This is a genomic window from Tardiphaga sp., from assembly GCF_044340795.1.
GTDB lineage: Bacteria > Pseudomonadota > Alphaproteobacteria > Rhizobiales > Xanthobacteraceae > Tardiphaga.
Window position 1 is genome coordinate 1 of the sequence record NZ_JBIISY010000111.1, and the last position, 19,233, is coordinate 19,233.

The following is a 19,233-nucleotide window of genomic DNA, read 5'->3' on the forward strand; positions in this document are numbered from 1 at the left end:
CTGGGTGATCCTGCAGGTCGTGGTCGTCGATCTCGTGTTCTCGCTCGACAGCATCATCACCGCCATTGGCATGGCGCAGGATATCGAAATCATGGTGGCGGCCGTCATCATCGCCTGTGCGGTGATGTATGTGTCGTCCGGCCCCGTGGCGCGTTTCGTGGCGAGCTATCCGACCACGAAAATGCTGGCGCTCGCCTTCCTGGTGCTGATTGGCGTGTCGCTGGTGGCGGATGGATTCAAATTCCATATTCCGCGCGGCTATATCTATTTCGCCATCCTGTTCTCCGCCGCGGTGGAATTGTTCAACATCCTCGCCAAACGCAACCGCCGCAAGCTGGCCGGGTAGTGCCGGTTGACATCTCCAGGCCATTGGTATCGCTTGTGCCCAAAGACATTCAGGGAGATTGAACGATGACAAAGGCCATGCGCGTCCATCAGGTTGGCGGACCGGAAGTGTTGACCTATGAAGACGTGGAAGTGCCGGCGCCGGGCGCGGGCGAGGTACGTATTCGCCAGCACTGCATCGGCGTCAATTTCATCGACACCTATTTCCGCACCGGCCTCTACAAGGCGCCACAGCTTCCTTTTATTGCCGGCAATGAGGCCTCAGGTGAGGTGGTCAGTGTCGGGCCGGGCGTCACCGGTTTCCATCCCGGCGATCGCGTCGCCTATTATTCCGCGCTGGGCAGCTACGCGGCCGAGCGCGTTTTTGCTGCCGATCGCCTGGTCAAGCTGCCGGACCGCATCACGTACGAACAGGGCGCGGTGCTGATGCTCAAGGGCCTCACGGTCTGGTATCTGCTGCACAAGACCTTCAAGGTCGAGTCGCATCACCGTGTGTTGATCCACGCAGCCGCCGGCGGCATCGGCCTGCTGGCCTGCCAATGGGCCAAGGCCATGGGCGCGCAGGTGATCGGCACCGTGGGTTCGAAGGAAAAGGGCGAACTGGCGCTCGCCAATGGCTGCGATCACGTCATCTATTACAACGAGGAAAATTTCGTTGATCGCGTGAAGCAGATTACCCGCGGTGAACTCTGCGACGTCGTCTATGATGGCGTCGGCAAGACGACCTATCCCGGTTCGCTGTCATGCCTGCGGCCGCTCGGTCTCTGGGTGTCGTTCGGCAATGCCTCCGGTCCGGTGCCGCCATTTCCGATCGCCGAGCTCAACAATCACGGCTCGCTATTCGCAACGCGACCGAAGCTCAATGACTACGTCGCCAAGCGCAAGGATCTGCTGGAGGGCGCCGATACGCTGTTCTCGGCGGTCATCGACGGCAAGTTGCACGTGCCGATCAATCACGCTTACGCGCTGAAGGATGCGGCGAAAGCGCATACCGATCTGGAAGCGCGCAAGACGACGGGCGCGGTGATCTTGAAGGTGTGATGCAGTCCTGACACTCAGCCCTCATGGTGAGGAGGCGCCGTCTTCGGCGCCGTCTCGAACCATGAGCTGGCCGGGGCTGGCGCTCGCGGCCATCCTTCGAGACGCGGCCGAAGATGGCCGCTCCTCAGGATGAGGACAGAGTTTCCTTAAAACCCCGCCACGGTCCCGTGCAGGTCGTAGTTATCCGCACGCTCGATCTTGGCGGTGACGATCTCGCCGACCTTCAGCGGCCGGCGCGCCGTTACATAGACGGCGCCGTCGATCTCCGGCGCGTCGGTCTTGGAGCGGCCCTTCGATACGGTCGGGCCGACCTCGTCGATGATGACCTGCTGCCGTGTTCCGACCTTGCGCTTGAGGCGGCGCGCGGAGATCTTCTGCTGGCGTTCCATCAGCGCGTTCCAACGTTGCTGCTTCAGCTCGGCCGGTACATCGAGGCCGATGCCGTTCGAGACAGCTCCTGCCACCGGCTCGTATTTGAACGCGCCGACGCGGTCGATCTGGGCTTCGTCCAGCCAGTCCAGCAGATACTGGAAATCATCCTCGGTCTCACCGGGGAAGCCGACGATGAAGGTCGAGCGCAGCACGAGGTCCGGGCATTGTTCGCGCCAGGCCTTGATGCGATTGAGCGTCTTGTCCTGTGCGGCCGGGCGCTTCATGGCCTTCAGCACGTTCGGCGCCGCATGCTGGAACGGGATGTCCAGATAGGGCAGCACATTGCTGCCGGGGGTCATCAGGCCGATGACCTCATCCACATGCGGATAGGGATAGACATACTGGAGACGCACCCAGGCGCCGAGTTCGCCGAGCTCTTTCGCGAGGTCGTAGAACTTGGCGCGGACGCTGCGGTCCTTCCACGGGCTCTCGGCATATTTGATGTCGACGCCGTAAGCCGAGGTGTCCTGCGACACCACCAGCAGTTCCTTGACGCCGGCCTTCACCAGCTTCTCGGCCTCAAGCAGCACATCCTTGGCGGATCGCGAGACGAGATCGCCGCGCAGCTTCGGGATGATGCAGAAGGTGCAGCGATTGTTGCAGCCTTCGGAGATCTTCAGATAGGCGTAGTGCCGCGGCGTCAGCTTGATGCCCTGCGGCGGGACCAGATCGATATGCGGATTGTGCACCGGCGGCAGCGCGCGATGCACCGCGTCCAGCACGCTTTCATATTGCTGCGGGCCGGTGATCGACAGCACGTTCGGGTAGGCCGCCTCGATCTGCTCGGGCTCGGCGCCCATGCAGCCGGTGACGATCACCTTGCCGTTGACGGCCATGGCCTCGCCGATGGCACCCAGCGACTCCTGCTTGGCGCTGTCGAGGAAGCCGCAAGTGTTGACGATAACGACGTCGGCGCCGTCATGCTTGCGGGCGAGCTCATAGCCTTCGGCGCGCAGGCGCGTGATGATGCGCTCGGAATCCACCAAGGCTTTGGGGCATCCCAGGGACACAAACGAGATTTTGGGCGCGGCGGCCTGTTGCATTATTCGATCTGCCTGATTGAAGGGCAGCACGTAGTCCCATTTGCCTATAAATACAAGGCTTTATGCCGCAGCGCCTCATGCTATGGAGGGGGTATCCAGCCGAGAGCCCGATGCCCGACAAGTCGCCCAAGATCGTCATCGTCGATGAAAGCCCGATCCGGGCCGCCATCCTTGAAGAAGGACTGCGCGAGGCTGGCTATGGCGATGTGCATCACATTCGGGAAATGCAGAACCTGCTGGCCCGGATTTACCAGCTGGACCCCGAGGTTATCCTGATCGACCTCGAAAATCCGAGCCGCGACGTGCTGGAACAAATGTTCCAAGTCTCCCGCGCGGTGCGCCGGCCGGTCGCCATGTTTGTCGACCAGAGCGACGCCGAGTCGGCCCGAGCTTCCGTGGATGCGGGGGTATCCTCCTACATCGTGGACGGGTTGAAGAAGGAGCGGATCAAGCCGATCCTTGATCTCTGCATCTCGCGCTTCAACGCCTTCTCCAAGCTGCAGGACGAGCTCGAGCGTACCAAGTCAGCGCTGGAAGAGCGCAAGATCATCGACCGCGCCAAAGGCATCGTGATGAAGCTCAAGGGCCTCAATGAAGAGGAGGCCTATGTGCTGCTGCGCTCGACCGCGATGCGCGAAAAGAAGAAGATCGGCGAGATCGCGCAATCGATCATCACCGCAGCGGAGCTTTTGAAATGACCCATCCGCTTCGCATCGGTTTCATCCCGCTGGTCGACGCCGCAGCGTTGATCGTCGCTGTCGACAAGGGCTTTGCGAAGGACGAGGGGCTCGCTGTCGAGCTGGTCCGCGAAGTGTCGTGGTCGAATGTTCGCGACAAGCTCAATATCGGCCTGTTCGAGGCTGCGCATCTCTTGGCGCCCGTCGCCATCGCCTCAAGCCTCGGGCTCGGCCACGTCAAGGTGCCAATCGTGGCGCCGTTCAATCTCGGCATCAATGGCAATGCCATCACGGTGTCGCCGGCCCTCCACGCGGCGATCATGTCGGAGCTGGATGGCGACCCTGCCGATCCCAATTATGCCGATCCAATGGCGACCGCGCAGGCGCTGAACCGCGTGGTTGTGGCACGGGCGCGGGCAGGGGCGGATCCGCTGACTTTTGGAATGACTTTCCCGTTCTCCACGCACAATTACCAGCTCCGCTTCTGGATGGCGGCTGGCGGTGTCGATCCCGACGAGGACGTGCGCCTTGTCGTGCTGCCGCCGCCTTACATGGTGGACAGCCTTGCCAACGGACACGTGGATGCGTTTTGCGTCGGCGCTCCCTGGAACTCGATGGCCGTCGATCTCGGCATCGGCCATATCCTGCATTTCGCTTCGGACATCCTGCAGCGCGCGGCGGAAAAGGTGCTGGCGATGCGGCAGGTGTGGGCAGACAAGAACCCTGACGTGGTGGCTGCTCTGACGCGTGCGCATGTGAAGGCGGCAGCCTTCATCGAAGCGCGGGAGAACCGCGACGAGGTCACGGCCATTCTGGCAAAACCCGAACATATCGGCGTGTCGCCCGAAGTTCTGCAGCGGACGCTGGACGGCAAGCTCAAGATCTCACCGGATGGCACCTGGCGCGAGAGCAGCCGTTATCTGCTGGTCGGCCGCGAGAGCGCCGGGCGACCCGATCCGGCGCAGGCGGCATGGCTCTATGCCCAGATGGTGCGCTGGGGCCAGACGGCGATCAGCCCGGAAGCGCTGGCCACGGCAAAAGCGGTGTTCCGGCCCGATCTCTACGACGCCGCGGTGGGCACGCCGGCGGATGGTGCTGATCACGCTGGCGATCCGGTCGGTGCGTTTGCCGGGCCGGCTTTCGATCCCGCCAATATCGAGGCGCATCTCGCCGCCTTCGAGATTGCACATCTGAAGGGTTGAGACGCCGCACGATTGGGCGTCGCCTAATTATTGTGCGTGCAGTGCAACAACGCCGCATCGGCGCGCCGCGTGGTTCCGTCCGATTCGCTCATGCCGTTGAAATAAATACGAAATCCGAACCCGGGTGGCTGGCATGAGACTTGAATGTCTCTAATTGCCGGCACCCGCTGATGTCTGCTGGCCATCCCAGATGGATATCCGCAGCAACGAGGCTGATCGGACCGCCCTCCAATTCAAACCGGCCAGAAGCGGTCGGCTGATGCGGAGCGGTCCTGTCCGTCACATCCCGTTGCCTCGCAGGAGCTTCGTCGCTGCATGAAAATCGAACCTCTCCCCATCGACTTCTCCGACGAGCAGAAGCGCTATCTCGAAGGTTTTACGACCGGCCTGCAGATCAGCCGCGTCGGCAAGGGTCTTGGCGGCACCACGGCGGCAAAAGCCAATGCCGAACCGACTGGGCCCGATGCGTCGCATATCAAGGCCCAGGACCGCACCACGGCCGCCGGCAAGAAGCTCGTCGATCAGGAGAAGTGGAAGCGAGAGGAGCATCCGTTCGATGCCTATCCGCGGCTGCGTGAACAGGCGGCCGCCGATGCGCGGCCGTCGCCCGCCGACAATTTCCGCTGGCGTTATTATGGTATCTTCTATGTCGGGCCGACGCAGGACAGCTACATGTCGCGCCTGCGCATCCCGAACGGGATCATGAAGCACTGGCAGTTGTCCGGCCTCGCCGATCTCAGCGATGAACTCTGCGGCCCGTTCAGCCACGTCACCACCCGGGCCAATTTGCAGGTGCGTGAGATCCCGCCGAAGAACGCAGTGAAGCTGATCGAGGGCATACAGGATCTCGGTCTTTGCTCGCGCGGCTCCGGCGCCGACAATATCCGCAATGTCACGGGCACGCCGACCGCCGGCATCGATCCGCAGGAACTGCTCGACACCCGGCCCTATGCGCGCGAGTGGCACTATCACATTCTCAACGACCGCTCGCTTTACGGCCTGCCGCGCAAATTCAACGTCGCTTTCGATGGCGCCGGAAGGATCGCGGTGCTGGAAGACACCAATGACATCGCCTTTCAGGCCGTCGAGGTGAAGGACGGTTTTGGCGTTGCGCCTGGCGTCTGGTTCAAGCTTGGCATCGGCGGGATCACCGGTCACAAGGATTTTGCCGCCGACACGGGCATCATCGTAAAGCCGGAGGACGCAACGAAAGTCTCCGACGCCATCGTGCGCGTCTTCATCGACCTCGGCGACCGCACCAACCGGCTGAAGGCGCGGCTCAAATACGTCATCGACGGCATGGGTATGGAGAAGTTTCTCGTCCTGGTCGAGGAGAAGCTCGGCGCGCCGTTCACGCGCACTGCAGCCGATGCGCTGCTGCCGCGGCCAGTGTTTGATCGCACCGCGCATATCGGCGTGCACAAGCAGAAGCAGGACGGGCTCAACTGGATTGGCGTCGTGCTGCCGCTCGGCAAGATGACATCGAACCAGATGCGCGGCCTCGCCAGAATCGCGGCCGATCTCGGCGATGGCGATATCCGGCTGACCGTGTGGCAGAACCTGCTCATACCCGGCGTGAAGGACGCCAATGTCGCGCTAGCCATCGCCGCCATCGAGGCGATCGGGCTGACCGTGAAGACCACGGAAATCCGCGCCGGCCTGATCGCCTGCACCGGCCGCGCCGGCTGCAAGTTTGGCAATGCCGATACGAAGCAGACCGCCACCAATATCGCCGAATGGTGCGACACCCGCGTCGAGGTGGACACGCCGATCAACATCCATCTCACCGGCTGCCATCACTCCTGCGCGCAGCACTACATCAGTGACATCGGCATGATCGGCGCGCGCGTCCAGGTTGAGGACAGCGACGACGCCGTCGATGGTTTTCACATTTTCACCGGCGGCGGTTTTGGCCCACAGGCCGATGTGGGGCAGGAGCTCTATCAGAACGTCAAATCCGAGGACGCGCCTCTCGTCATCGAGAAGCTGCTGAAAGCCTATCTCGCCAACCGCGCCGCGGCCGACGAAACTTTCCTCACATTCTCGCGCCGCCATGATGCGGCTGCGTTACGCAAGCTCGCTGACGAGGTCTCCGCATGAACCAGATGGTGACGCCTCCCAAACTTGACATCATCCCGTCCTCGGCGCCGTTTTCCGAAGCGCAGCGCTCATGGCTGAATGGCTTCTTCGCCGGTCTTCTGTCCGATGCCCCGGCGACGCCGCTATCGGTGGAGCAGGGCGCTGCCATCATGGAGGAGGACGACGGAGCGCCGTGGCATGACCAGACCATGCCGATCGGCGACCGCATGAAGCTTGCCGAAGGCAAACCGGTCCGCCGCAAGATGATGGCGGCGATGGCGCAGCAGGACTGCGGCCAGTGCGGCTATAACTGCAACGACTATTCCGACGCCATCGCCAGCAAGGCCGAGCCGCGTCTCAATCTCTGCGTCCCTGGCGGCAAGGAAACCGCGCGGATGCTGAAGTCGCTCTATGAGGAGCTCGACAAGGCGCCGGCCGCCGGTGCAGCCCCGGCCGCAATTTCCGAGCCGGCTGAGGCGGCTGCGCCGGATCCGTCGACGCTTGGCCGCTCGCGCGACAATCCGGCACCGGCGATCTTCCTTGGCCGGCGCCTGCTCAATGGCGCGGGTTCGGAAAAGGAGACCTGGCACATCGATTTCGACCTCTCCGGCTGCGCGCTCGATTACGTGGTCGGCGACAGCTTTGGCGTCTTTGCCAGCAATGATCTCGGCCATGTCGACCAGATCATTGCGTTGCTCGGCGCCTCGCATACGACCGAAGTCCGCGGCAAGACGCTGCGTGAGGTCCTGCAGCACGATGTCTCGCTGGCGCCGGCGCCAGACAGCCTGTTCGAACTGATGTCCTATCTCACCGGCGGCGCCCATCGCGCCAAGGCGCGTGCGCTGGCGCAGGGAGAGGACCCCGATGGCGACGCCGCGACGCTCGATGTAATGGCGGCGTTGCAGAAGTTTCCGAATGTGCGTCCGCACCCGGAGGCCTTCATCGAGGCACTGGAGCCGCTGCAGCCGCGGCTCTATTCGATCTCGTCCTCGCACAATGCGACGCCGGGAAAGCTGTCGCTCACCGTCGATGCGGTTCGCTATGTCATTGGCAAGCGCAAGCGTCATGGCCTGGCCTCCAGTTTCCTCGCCGATCGCATCAAGCCCGGCGACGAACTCAAGGTCTATGTGCAGAAGGCCCATGGCTTCGCGTTGCCGGAAAATTCGGAAACGCCGATCATCATGGTCGGGCCGGGTACCGGCATCGCGCCGTTCCGCGCTTTCCTGCACGACCGCAAGGCGGTCAAGGCGCCCGGCAGGAACTGGCTGTTCTTTGGCCATCAGCGCAGTGCGTCGGATTTCTTCTATGCCGATGAACTCAATGGCATGAAGAATGACGGCTTTCTCACGCGCCTCTCGCTCGCTTGGTCGCGCGACACCGGCGAGAAGTTCTACGTGCAGGACCGCATGCGTGAAGTCGGTCGCGATCTGTGGACGTGGCTGGCCGAAGGCGCCCATGTCTATGTCTGCGGCGATGCCAAGCGCATGGCCAAGGATGTCGAGCGTGCGCTGGTGGATGTCACCGCGCAGCATGGTGCGAGATCGATCGATGAAGCTGTGGCATTTGTCAGCGAATTGAAGAAGAAGGGACGTTTCCAGCTCGACGTGTACTGAGCCTCCCCCCGGTCCTCATCCTCGGCAACCCGCCGCAGGCTCGGAGCATCTGCATCTCGTGGTTCGAGATGGCGCAAGTACGCCTCCTCACCATGAGGAGCGGAAGGGGTGAGAACGATCTTGCTCCAGCTTGATCGCGCGTAGAACGCATGGATGGCGTTAAATCGCGTTCTCTCCTCGCGGCCACATCCGTTGGAGATAATCTCTCTAACGTCCGCGACATTGAAAATTCCATTTCATTGACCCCATGCGTCCGCGCTGCGCATCCTCGCACCGTCAACAACGGCGGTGTGAGAGTCGAATGACGACCACGCCGCACCAACCGCCAAAATAGTTCACCATCGCATCAGCGCGAGCTGCAACGCCATGCGTTGCGCTAAGGGGCCGTGCTGTGCCTCATCCAGGGAGACGATATGTCTGACGATGACCATCAGCGCGCACAGCGCTTGAGCCGCCGCACGTTGCTCGGGGCAGGTGCGGCGGCCGCCTTTGCGGCACCGCTTGGCGTCTGGGGCGCACAGGCCTTTCCATTCAGGCAGGCCTCGCCCATCGATTTTTCCGAATTCCCGATCTGCAAGGCATCGTCCGATGCACCGGCGCTCACCGGTGCCCCGCGCAAATTGAAGCTGTCATGGAACGCCGGCGCTGTTTGCCTCGCGCCTTTGCCGGTCGCCATCGACCACGGCTTCTTTGCCAAGCAAAATCTTGACATCGAGCTGGTGAATTACAGCGGCTCCACCGATCAGCTCCTCGAAGCGATCGCCACCGGAAAGTCCGATGCAGGGTTGGGCATGGCCTTGCGCTGGCTCAAGCCGCTGGAGCAGGGGTTTGATGTCAAGATCGTTGCCGGCACCCATGGCGGCTGCATGCGCGCGCTGACGCCCGCGAAGTCGGACATCAAGGGCATCGCTGATTTCAAGGGCAAGGTGATTGCGGTCGGCGACATGGCCGGCCCCGACAAGAACTTCTTCTCGATCCAGCTGGCCAAAGCCGGCATCAATCCGGAGAAGGATGTCGAATGGCGGCAATTCCCCGGCAACCTCGTGCAGCTCGCGCTCGAGAAGGGCGAGGCGCAGATCGGCCTGGCTTCCGATCCGCTCGCTTATCTCTGGCTCAAGGACGGCTCGCTCAGAGAGGTCGGTTCCAACCTCGACGGCCCATATCGCGACATCAGCTGCTGCATCGTCGGCGTGCGCGGCAGCCTGTTGCGTGCCGAGCCGCTGGTTGCGCGGGCTTTGACCCAGGCACTGCTCGATGCGGCGATGTTCGCTTCGCAAAATCCGGAGAAGGCGGCGGCATCGTTCCAGCCTTATGCACCGAAGGCCGCCACCATTGAGGATCTACAGGGCATGGTGAAATACCATACCCACCATCATCATCCAGTCGGCGATCAGCTCAAGCGCGAGTTGAAGACCTATGCGGACGAACTCAAGCAGGTCTCCGTATTCAAGCCGAACACCGACACCGCCAAATTTGCGGAGCGCATCTATGCCGACGTATTCCGCGTCTGATATTGCGCCGGTCGGCGCAGACCGCGAGAGCCTCGTGATTGCTGGCGATGGTGGCCTGACATTCGCGAGCAAACTCCGGCCGACGGTTGCGGGAATAGGGGCAGGGCTCACCTGGCTCGCCTTCGGCTATGCGAGCCTGCATTGGCCGGATATCGGCGACTGGTCCCGCACGGAGGCGGTCGCCTATGTAGCATTCGCGGTTGCTGCCTTGATCATCATTGCAACGACCGCGCATACGGCGCTTGGCCGCTTCGGCGAGGGCGTCCAGAGGCGGGCGCCCTGGCTGCTCGCCATCGGCGCATTCCTGACGCTGTGGGAGGTTGCGACGGCCAAATTTGGCTGGCTGCCGCTGCCTTTCTTCCCACCGCCGCAATCGATCATCGAAGTCTATACCGACGACTTTCCAAAACTGTTCGATAGCGTGATTGCATCGATCAAGCTGCAACTCGGCGGCTATTTCATCGGCGCGGCCGTCGGTTTTCTCACCGGCGTCTCCATCGGATGGTCGCGTCTCGCCGGCTACTGGGTGCATCCGATCCTGCGCTTCATCGGCCCGCTGCCGGCGACAGCGTGGCTGCCGATCGCCTTCTTTACGTTCCCGTCCAGCTGGAGCGCCTCGACCTTCCTGATCGCGCTTGCCACCGGCTTTCCGGTGACGGTTTTGACCTGGTCCGGTGTCGCCAGTGTAAGCAGCGCCTATTACGACGTGGCCCGCACGCTCGGTGCCAAACCGGCCTTCCTGGTCACCAAGGTCGCGATACCGGCGGCACTGCCGCATGTGTTCGTAGGCCTGTTTATGGGCCTTGGCGCATCCTTTGCGGTGCTGGTCGTCGCCGAGATGATCGGCGTGAAGGCCGGCCTCGGCTGGTATTTGCAATGGGCGCAGGGCTGGGCCTCCTACAACAACATGTATGCGGCACTGATCGTGATGTCGCTGCTGTGCTCCGGTGCCATCACGCTGCTGTTCCGCGTCCGTGACCGGCTGCTGGTCTGGCAGAAGGGAGTCGTCAAATGGTAGCGCTCGCAAAGGCCTTCCAATCCAGCGGCGCGTCGCTGGATATCGACAATGTCAGCCATGCCTTCGATATCGACGGCAGCGTGCTGCCGGTGCTCGATGATGTCAGCATCAAGGTCGCGCCCGGTGAGTTCGTCGCATTGCTCGGCCCTTCCGGCTGCGGCAAGTCCACATTGCTGCGGCTCGTCGCCGGCCTCGAACCGCCGCGCGCCGGCACGCTGGCCGAGGATGGTGTCGCCATCAGCGGGCCAAATCCGTCGCGGGTGGTGGTGTTTCAGGATCCAACCCTGTTTCCATGGCGCACGGTTTGGGACAATGTCGCGCTCGGCCTGGAAGCACAGGGCGTGCTGAAGACGCAGCGTCATCGCGTGGATGCAGCGATTGAACTGGTCGGTCTCGGCGCGTTCCGAAAGGCCTATCCGCATCAGCTCTCGGGCGGCATGGCTCAGCGTGTGGCACTCGCGCGGGCGCTGGTCAACGATCCCCGCATTCTCATTCTCGACGAGCCGCTCGGCAAGCTCGACTCGTTGACCCGCATCACGATGCAGTCGGAACTGGTTTCGCTGTGGCAGCGGAGTGGATTTACTGGCTTGCTCGTGACCCATGATGTGGAGGAGGCGTTGTTCCTCGCCAATCGCGTCATCGTGTTCAGTGATCGGCCGGCGCGCGTGAAGGCGGACGTGACGGTGGATCGACCGTATCCACGCCATCGCGGCGATCCGCGTCTGGCGGAACTTCGGCGGGACTTCCTCGGCCTGCTCGGCCTTGATTCCACCTGGTAGTGGGATGCGCTGATTGCAGCGAAAATTCCTTCTCCAGCGTTTCTGACGAAGGGAAGAAAATATCTCCCGGCAGGCGCCATTGAGAGCGACTGTCGTTATTTCGTTCGCGGGCTTGCGTCTCGTTTGGAGAAGGATTTTCTGATCTGTGGGCTAGGAGATCGACATGATCGAGCAGTTGGGCAGCGTGATGAAGCAGAACGGTCCGGCGCAGGGGGCGACCGACCATGCGCGATGTCTGTCCGACCGTCTGCATCGGCTGGCCGCTTACGGCGCACTCGCGCTTATCGCCGGAATCGTCTTTGGAACAGGCGCGCTTCCGCCGCTTTGAAACCAGATCGCATTCCGCGATCGCCATCACGGCAGTGTACTCATGGACGCGTCTCCCAACGCCATTAACAAGGCATCGCTGCTTGTCTCGGGCTTCGCCGAACGCGCGCGCGAGCACGACCGCGATGCCAGTTTCCCGTTCGAGAATTTTCGCGAGCTCGCTGACGCCGGGTTGTTGAGATTCCCGGTGTCCCGCACGCTCGGGGGCGGCGGCGCATCGATCAGTGAGGCGGCCCGCGTGGTCGGCCTGATCGGGCAGGCTGATGCGGCCACCGCTCTGGTGCTGACCATGCACTACATGCATCACCTCATCATTGCACGCGGCGGTCTTTGGCCCCAGCATCTCATTCGCAAGATCGTGCCAGATGCCGGTGAGGTTGCCCTCATCAATACACTGCGGGTCGAGCCTGATCTCGGCTCGCCGTCGCGCGGTGGACGGCCGGCGACCAAGGCCCGGCGCACGGCGGAGGGCTGGCGCCTGTCAGGGCGCAAGATCTATTCGACGGGTTCGCCGATCCTGAAGTGGTACAGCGTGTTCGCCAGCACGGACGATGCGGAGCCCCAGGTCGGTCTGTTTCTCGTGCCGGCGGGACTACCGGGTACGTCAATCGTGGAGACCTGGGATCATCTCGGTCTGCGTGCCAGCGGCAGCCACGATGTCATCTTCGAGGACGTGCTCATTCCTGCCGATCATGTCATCGAGCTGCGCAAACCGGAAGACTGGCGCAAGCCCGATATCCAGCAGGCGACCATACAGGCCGTGTTGCTGGGGTCGATCTATGACGGCGTGGCGCGTGCGGCACGCGACTGGTTGCTGACATTCTTGAAGACCCGCGTGCCATCAAGTCTCGGCGCGCCACTGGCGACCTTGCCGCGCGCGCAGGAGGTTCTCGGCGGCATCGAAGCGAAGCTCACGGTGAACGCGCGACTAATCAACAGTCTCGCCGCCGAGATCGATAGCGGCGCGCATCTCGAAGCGGTCGAGGCCAATATCATCAAGCTGACCGTGACCAACAATGCCATCGCCGCTGTCGAAGAGGCGCTGTCGCTGACCAGCAATCATGGCCTCAGCCGCGCCAACCCGCTCGAGCGTCTCTATCGCGACGTCCTGTGCGGGCGCGTGCACACACCACAGGACGACAGCACCCGTATCGCCGCCGGCCGCCGCGCCCTCGGCATCTGATCATCACCATCCGGAATTGGAGGAAGACATGTCCGTCGAATTCATCGGTTTCATCACCAACAATGACGCGTCCGAAACCCGCGTGCGCTCTGGCCCGGTGCTGGATCCCTCGTATATCGAGACAGTTGCCAAGGCCCATGAACTCGCCGGCTTTGATCGCGCGCTGCTTGCTTTCCACTCAACCTCGCCGGATGGATTGCAGGTCGCCCAGCATGCGCTCGGCGTGACGCAGAAGCTGAAGGTGATGATCGCGCAGCGCCCTGGTTTCACCGCGCCAACGGTCATCGCGCGCCAGCTTGCGACCATCGAGAATTTCCATCGTGGCCGCGTGTCGCTTCATGTCATCACCGGCGGCAATGCCAAAGAGCTGCGGCAGGATGGCAATACGCTGGACGACAAGGACGAGCGCTACGCTCGCACCGGCGAATGGCTCGACATCATCAAGCAGGAATGGTCCAGCGAGAAGCCATTCGACTACCACGGCAAATATTATCAGGTCGAGGGCGGCTTCTCACAGGTGAAGCCGACCGTGCCGATCCATGTCTTCGTCGGCGGCGCATCGGACGCCGCCATCGACGTCTCCGGCAGGCATGCTGACACCTTTGCGCTCTGGGGGGAATCCTACGCACAGGTGCGCGACGTGACGGCGCGCGTGCGCGCAGCCGCCAAGAAATATGGCCGGCCGTCGCCGCGCTTCAGCCTGTCTGTGCGCCCGATCATCGCCGAGACCGAGGAAAAGGCCTGGGCCAAGGCTGACGACATTCTCACCCGTGCGACGGCGCTCCAGGATAAGACCGGTTATCGCAAGCCGGCCGATGGTCACGCCACCGCCGGGGCCAAGCGCCTGCTGGCGTTGGCGGAGCAGGGCACGCGTATCGACAAGCGGCTGTGGACCGAAATGGCGGCGCTGACCGGCGCGAACAGCAACACCACGGCGCTGGTTGGCACGCCCGGGCAGGTGGCCGAAGTGTTCGCCGACTACTACGATCTCGGCGTCAGCCATTTCCTGATCCGGGGGTTCGATCCGCTGATCGATGCCATCGACTATGGTCGTGAACTGATCCCCGCCACGCGTGCGCTGATCGTCGCGCGCGAGGCGGACAAGGGAGTTGTTGCAGCATGAAAGGTCTTGCATTTGCCGCCGGTCTAGCACTGGCGGCGCTCGTCACGTCCGCACGGGCTGAGACGACGCTGATCGTTGGTGACCAGAAAGGCAACGCGCGCGCCGTGATGGAAGCTTCCGGCGTTCTGAAGGATGTGCCCTACAAGATCGAGTGGAAGGAATTCGCCGCAGCGGCGCCATTGCTGGAAGCGATCGGTGCCGGCGCGCTCGATAGCGGGCTGGTCGGCGATGCGCCGTTCACCTTCGCGGCCGCGGCCAATGTGCCGGTAAAAGCGATTGGTGCGATCCGGCAGACTGGTGACGGTCTTGCCGTCCTTGTCCCGAAAGACTCCACGATCAAAAGCTTCGACGATCTGAAGGGCAAGAAGATTGCTACGGGACGCGGTTCGATCGGGCATCAGCTCATTCTCGCTGCGCTCGAAAAGAAGGGCTGGACGTCGAGTGACGTGCAGATCGTCTTTCTCGCGCCATCGGACGCGAAGGTGGCTTATACCCGCGGTTCGGTCGATGCGTGGTCGACCTGGGAGCCCTATGTGAGCCAGGAGGAGGTGCTGTTCCAGTCGCGCGTCGTCATCAATGCCGAGGGGCTCACATCGGGGCTGAGCTTTGTCGTCGCGACGCCAAATGCAATCCGCGACAAGCACTCAGAGCTAGAAGATTATCTCCGTCGTCTCACCGCCGCGCGGGCCTGGGCGCTCAAGAATGCGGATGCTTACGCGCAGACATGGGGCAAGTTGATGAACGTGGCGCCTTCCGTGCCGCTCAACTGGCTGAACCGTGCCCAGGTCAGGATCGCTCCGGTCGATGACAGTGTGGTGGCCGACGAACAGAAGACGATCGATCTGTATCTGCGAAGCGGCCTCATCAAGCAGAAGCTGGACGCCGATGCGCTGGTCGATCGGTCGTTCAGCGATGCGATCGCAAAGGGAACGGGGCTGTAGTTGCGAGGCCCCGCACGTCGTTCCGGCAACAGTCGGGACGACGTGAGGGGCCGGTGTCTCCACATCCGTAAATTCACGTATGGCCCGCCTCGTATGCCCGGCACAGGATCACCGCCAAATGGAGATCCTGGATCATGCATCATGGCGATATCTCATCGAGCAAGGACGCGGTCGGCGTCGCAGTCGTGAACTACAAGATGCCGCGGCTGCACACCAAGGCCGAGGTGCTCGCCAATGCGCAGAAGATCGCCGACATGATCGTCGGCATGAAGATCGGTCTGCCCGGTCTCGATCTCGTCGTGTTCCCGGAATATTCGACCCAAGGCATCATGTATGACGAGAAGGAGATGTATGAGACGGCATCTCAGGTCCCAGGCCAGGAAACGGAGATCTTTGCCGAGGCCTGCCGCAAGGCGAAGGTCTGGGGCGTGTTCTCGCTGACCGGCGAGCAGCACGAGCAGCATCCGCACAAGGCGCCCTACAACGCGTTGATCCTGATGAACGACAAAGGCGAGATCGTTCAGAAGTATCGCAAGATCATGCCATGGGTGCCGATCGAGGGCTGGTATCCCGGCAATTGCACCTATGTCTCCGAAGGCCCGAAGGGGCTCAAGGTCTCGTTGATCATCTGCGATGACGGCAATTATCCCGAGATCTGGCGAGACTGCGCCATGAAGGGCGCCGAACTCATCGTCCGCTGCCAGGGCTACATGTATCCCGCCAAGGACCAGCAGGTGCTGATGGCCAAGGCGATGGCCTGGGCCAACAACACCTATGTGGCCGTCGCGAACGCGTCAGGCTTCGACGGCGTCTATTCGTATTTCGGCCATTCCGCGATCATCGGCTTCGATGGCCGCACGCTCGGCGAATGCGGCGAGGAGGACTACGGCATCCAGTATGCGGCGTTGTCGAAGTCGCTGATCCGCGACGCCCGCCGCAACGGCCAGTCGGAAAACCATCTCTTCAAGCTGCTGCATCGTGGCTACACCGGCACGATTAATTCAGGCGAAAGCAACAAGGGCGTGGCCGCGTGCCCGTTCGACTTCTACTCGACCTGGGTCAACAATCCCGATCAGGCCCGCGAAAATGTCGAAGCGATCACGCGACGAACCGTCGGCGTCGAGGAATGCCCGATCGAGGGGCTGCCGCATGAGGGGATGTTGAATGATCGGTGAGGGAGGGCGGTTCTTCCACACTCTGCTCTCATGCTGAGGAGCGGTCGAAGGATGGCCGCAAGCTCCAGCCAGGCCATTCATGGTTCGAGACGGCGCTTCGCGCCTCCTCACCATGAGGACGGAAGGAGCACGTGGACTACAGCACCGTCTTGAACGGCGTCACATCGATCCCTGCGGCCTGCAATCCGGCGCGCACCTGACGGCCGATCTCCACGGCGCCGTGGGTATCGCCATGGATGCAGACCGTATCCATCTTCATCCTGATGACCTTGCCTGTGATCGAAATGACTTCGCCGGTCTGCGCCATCTTCACTACGCGATCCGCGATCAGCTTGGGATCGTGCAGCACTGCGCCTTCCTTCTTGCGGGAGACCAGATTGCCGTTGTCCTCATAGGCGCGATCCGCAAACACCTCATGCGCCAGCGGCAGGCCAGCGGCTTCACCGGCGCTGACGAGCTTTGAATTCGCCAGCACGACAAAAGTCAGGTTGCGGTCCACCGCCTTGATGCCGGCCGCGATCGCGCGGGCAGTCATGTCGTCCTCGCAGGCGACATTGGAGATGGCGCCATGCGCCTTTACATGAGTGACCTTGTAGCCTTCCATCGCAGCGATGCCCTGCAACGCGCCGATCTGATAGGCGATCAAGTTCTCTATCTCGAGCGCCGTGAGCCCGACAATGGGACGGCGACCGAAACCATGGAGATCGCGATAGCCGGGATGGGCGCCGATCTTCACGCCGCGCGCCTTGGCCAGTTGCACCGTCTTGCGCATCACATCGGCATCGCCGGCGTGATAACCGCAGGCGATGTTCACCGATGTCGCGAGATCGATCATCGCGGCATCGTTGCCCATCTCCCACATGCCAAAGCTTTCGCCGAGGTCGCAGTTCAGATCGATCGTCATGATGGGCTCTCCCGGTCTGTTTAGCTGTTCGCGGCCGCGGCCTGCCAGGTCGCGTCATTGGTGGCGTCGATGGCGGTGCCTGCGACATTGGCATTGAGCAGGGCCTTGATGTCGAGCATCAGGATGTTGGAGTCGTGGACGCGGCCCGGAAGGCTCTGCAGCAGTTCCGCGTAGGCGCGATACGCCGCCTGCGCTTCCGCCATGCTGACGGCCTTGAAGCGGAACGGCATACCCGGCTGCGTCTGGCCGAAGCGGCCGAGATCAGCGGAGATGACGGTCGCGATTTTCGGATAGCCGCCGGATGTGCCGCGGTCCGGCATCAGCACGATGGGCTGGCCATTGCCCGGTATCTGGATCGAACCGTTCACGGTGCCGTCGGAGACGATGTTGTGGCCGTGCAGATGCTTGATCTCGGGACCTTCGAGGCGGTAGCCCATGCGATCGCTGGTGGCCGAAATCTTCCAGTCGCTGTTGAAGAACAAGTCCTTGCCCTCGGCGAATTCGTCGTCCTGCGGGCCAAGCACGACGCGGATCGGGCCTTCGGCCGGATTGGGAAGTTCGATACGCTTCTCGGTCATCGCACTCGCGGTCGCGACCAGCAATTCGTCGGCGGCCTGGAGCGGGCGTGGATAGGGACTGCCGAGGCCGGCGCGGGCATTGACGGCGAGGCTGCCGAACATCGGCTCGCCGCGCACGCCGCCTTCGATGGCGAGATAGCCGAAGGTGCCGGAGCGGGCGACGCCGATATTGAGGCTCTCGCCATCAGCCAGTGTAACCGTGGTATTGACGGCGAATAGCGTACCGGCGACATCGGCGGGCCGCAGCGCGCCCGTCAGGGCAACGCGAACCGCGCCGCCCTTTGCGGTGAAAACGGAATTCAGTGGCCCGAGCTCCAGCGTGGCAGCGAAAAGCGGATTGCCGAGCAGCGCATTGGCTGCCGCCATCGCAAGGCGATCGACGGCGCCGGATGGCACGAGCCCGTAGCGCTGTGCGCCAAAACGGCCGATATCCTGCACCGATGTACCGGGGCTCACGGAAGCGACGATCAACTTGCTCATGACGGGATCAACTCGGCAACGAATTCGCCGGCCTCAGCCGCGCGGTCCTGCTCCGCAAAGGTCTTGTCGTCGATCGCGGCGAAGGTGATGGCATCGCCAGGCTCGAGCAGGAAAGTGGGATCACGACCGAGCTGATAGGTGCGAACAGGCGTCCGGCCGAGCAGGTGCCAGCCGCTGGGACCAGCCAGGCATTGCACGCCGGTCTGGATGCCGCCGATGGAAATGGTGCCGGCCGGCGTGAGCAGTCGCGGGTTCTGTCTCCGTCCCATCTGCATGTCGCTCGGCAAGCCGGAGAGATAGGACCAGCCCGGCGTGAAGCCGATCATGGCAACCTTGTAGTCGCCCGCCACATGGCGCGACACGACCTCATCGGGCGTGATGTTGAGTGCCTTGGCGACGTCTTCGAGATCGATGCCATTCTCGCCGCCATACGAAACCGGAATGCGCCACCGTCGCGCGGGTTTCGGGTCCGGCAGCGGCTTGAGTGCAAGCTCGGTCAGCTTCTCGCCGAGCGCATCGAAGTCGATCTGCAACGGATCGTAATGCACCAGCAGCGAGCGATAGGTCGGTACGGTCTCGGTGACGGCCGGCAGTCCCTCGGGAGTGACGAGCTTGTCGAGCGCGAGGACGCGGCGATTGGCTTCGTCATCGATCGTGCGGCTGAACTCGACCGTGATGGCGGCATCGCCGGAGGGCAGGATGCGGGGCGGGGAGAGAGCTGCGGCCATGGCGTCTCACGTCTGTCACTTGCGACACCTGCATAACGCGTTTTGCCGGCGAGT

18 protein-coding genes are annotated in these 19,233 nt (G+C 62.6%); 14 read left to right on the forward strand and 4 right to left on the reverse strand.

Annotation, left to right across the window (positions count from 1 at the left end):
• Both ACIQ17_RS18275 and ACIQ17_RS18280 read left to right on the forward strand, forming a co-directional pair.
• A partial coding sequence (locus ACIQ17_RS18275) for a TerC family protein (protein ID WP_398470483.1) occupies window positions 1–346 on the forward strand: 346 nt, incomplete at its 5' end.
• 65 nt (window positions 347–411) lie between these two features.
• A complete protein-coding gene (locus ACIQ17_RS18280; protein ID WP_398470484.1) occupies window positions 412–1,386 on the forward strand; it encodes a quinone oxidoreductase family protein in 975 nt (324 codons plus the stop codon).
• A 146-nt stretch (window positions 1,387–1,532) separates the two neighbouring features.
• Here the strand turns inward: ACIQ17_RS18280 and rimO are convergent, their stop codons facing one another.
• On the reverse strand, window positions 1,533–2,861 hold the full coding sequence (gene rimO, locus ACIQ17_RS18285; protein WP_398470485.1) for a 30S ribosomal protein S12 methylthiotransferase RimO: 1,329 nt from the start codon (window positions 2,859–2,861) through the stop codon (window positions 1,533–1,535).
• A gap of 110 nt (window positions 2,862–2,971) precedes the next feature.
• Between rimO and ACIQ17_RS18290 the strand changes: the two genes are divergently transcribed.
• The 12 genes from ACIQ17_RS18290 to ACIQ17_RS18345 all read left to right on the forward strand — a co-directional run bounded on the left by ACIQ17_RS18290 (window position 2,972) and on the right by ACIQ17_RS18345 (window position 16,489).
• Window positions 2,972–3,559 carry an ANTAR domain-containing response regulator gene (locus ACIQ17_RS18290; protein ID WP_211908313.1) on the forward strand — a complete coding sequence of 196 codons (588 nt, stop codon included), beginning with the start codon at window positions 2,972–2,974 and terminating at the stop codon, window positions 3,557–3,559.
• Window positions 3,556–4,740, forward strand: a complete 1,185-nt coding sequence (locus ACIQ17_RS18295; RefSeq protein ID WP_398470486.1) for a CmpA/NrtA family ABC transporter substrate-binding protein — start codon at window positions 3,556–3,558, stop codon at window positions 4,738–4,740. The genes ACIQ17_RS18290 and ACIQ17_RS18295 overlap by 4 nt, the downstream gene beginning before the upstream one ends.
• Before the next feature lie 315 nt (window positions 4,741–5,055).
• Complete coding sequence (locus ACIQ17_RS18300) at window positions 5,056–6,840, forward strand: NirA family protein (protein WP_398470487.1); 1,785 nt, start codon at window positions 5,056–5,058, stop codon at window positions 6,838–6,840.
• Window positions 6,837–8,432, forward strand: coding sequence for a sulfite reductase subunit alpha (locus tag ACIQ17_RS18305; protein ID WP_398470488.1), 1,596 nt, complete (start codon window positions 6,837–6,839; stop codon window positions 8,430–8,432). Before ACIQ17_RS18300 ends, ACIQ17_RS18305 begins: the two co-directional genes overlap by 4 nt.
• Before the next feature lie 413 nt (window positions 8,433–8,845).
• A complete protein-coding gene (locus ACIQ17_RS18310) occupies window positions 8,846–9,943 on the forward strand; it encodes an ABC transporter substrate-binding protein (protein WP_398470489.1) in 1,098 nt (365 codons plus the stop codon).
• Window positions 9,921–10,961 (forward strand): ABC transporter permease, encoded by a 1,041-nt coding sequence (locus ACIQ17_RS18315; protein WP_398470490.1) that lies wholly within the window; start codon window positions 9,921–9,923, stop codon window positions 10,959–10,961. The genes ACIQ17_RS18310 and ACIQ17_RS18315 overlap by 23 nt, the downstream gene beginning before the upstream one ends.
• On the forward strand, window positions 10,955–11,740 hold the full coding sequence (locus tag ACIQ17_RS18320; protein WP_398470491.1) for an ABC transporter ATP-binding protein: 786 nt from the start codon (window positions 10,955–10,957) through the stop codon (window positions 11,738–11,740). The genes ACIQ17_RS18315 and ACIQ17_RS18320 overlap by 7 nt, the downstream gene beginning before the upstream one ends.
• A 163-nt stretch (window positions 11,741–11,903) precedes the next feature.
• The gene (locus ACIQ17_RS18325) at window positions 11,904–12,068 is read left to right on the forward strand and encodes a hypothetical protein (protein WP_398470492.1); all 165 of its coding nucleotides are present in this window, start codon (window positions 11,904–11,906) and stop codon (window positions 12,066–12,068) included.
• Window positions 12,069–12,110: 42 nt separating this feature from the next.
• Window positions 12,111–13,250 (forward strand): acyl-CoA dehydrogenase family protein, encoded by a 1,140-nt coding sequence (locus ACIQ17_RS18330; protein WP_398470493.1) that lies wholly within the window; start codon window positions 12,111–12,113, stop codon window positions 13,248–13,250.
• A gap of 28 nt (window positions 13,251–13,278) precedes the next feature.
• Window positions 13,279–14,373 carry an LLM class flavin-dependent oxidoreductase gene (locus ACIQ17_RS18335; protein ID WP_398470494.1) on the forward strand — a complete coding sequence of 365 codons (1,095 nt, stop codon included), beginning with the start codon at window positions 13,279–13,281 and terminating at the stop codon, window positions 14,371–14,373.
• A complete protein-coding gene (locus tag ACIQ17_RS18340; protein ID WP_398470495.1) occupies window positions 14,370–15,314 on the forward strand; it encodes an ABC transporter substrate-binding protein in 945 nt (314 codons plus the stop codon). The genes ACIQ17_RS18335 and ACIQ17_RS18340 overlap by 4 nt, the downstream gene beginning before the upstream one ends.
• 134 nt (window positions 15,315–15,448) lie before the next feature.
• Complete coding sequence (locus ACIQ17_RS18345) at window positions 15,449–16,489, forward strand: aliphatic amidase (protein WP_398470496.1); 1,041 nt, start codon at window positions 15,449–15,451, stop codon at window positions 16,487–16,489.
• 136 nt (window positions 16,490–16,625) lie between these two features.
• Here ACIQ17_RS18345 and ACIQ17_RS18350 read toward each other — a convergent pair whose 3' ends face one another.
• Genes ACIQ17_RS18350 through pxpB form a run of 3 tightly spaced genes read right to left on the reverse strand, consistent with a single transcriptional unit; the run spans window position 16,626 to window position 19,179 of the window.
• Window positions 16,626–17,396 (reverse strand): LamB/YcsF family protein, encoded by a 771-nt coding sequence (locus ACIQ17_RS18350; RefSeq protein WP_398470499.1) that lies wholly within the window; start codon window positions 17,394–17,396, stop codon window positions 16,626–16,628.
• A gap of 17 nt (window positions 17,397–17,413) precedes the next feature.
• Window positions 17,414–18,451 (reverse strand): biotin-dependent carboxyltransferase family protein, encoded by a 1,038-nt coding sequence (locus ACIQ17_RS18355; protein WP_398470497.1) that lies wholly within the window; start codon window positions 18,449–18,451, stop codon window positions 17,414–17,416.
• The gene (gene pxpB / locus ACIQ17_RS18360; RefSeq protein ID WP_398470498.1) at window positions 18,448–19,179 is read right to left on the reverse strand and encodes a 5-oxoprolinase subunit PxpB; all 732 of its coding nucleotides are present in this window, start codon (window positions 19,177–19,179) and stop codon (window positions 18,448–18,450) included. Before pxpB ends, ACIQ17_RS18355 begins: the two co-directional genes overlap by 4 nt.
• Between the last annotated feature and the right edge of the window lie 54 nt (window positions 19,180–19,233).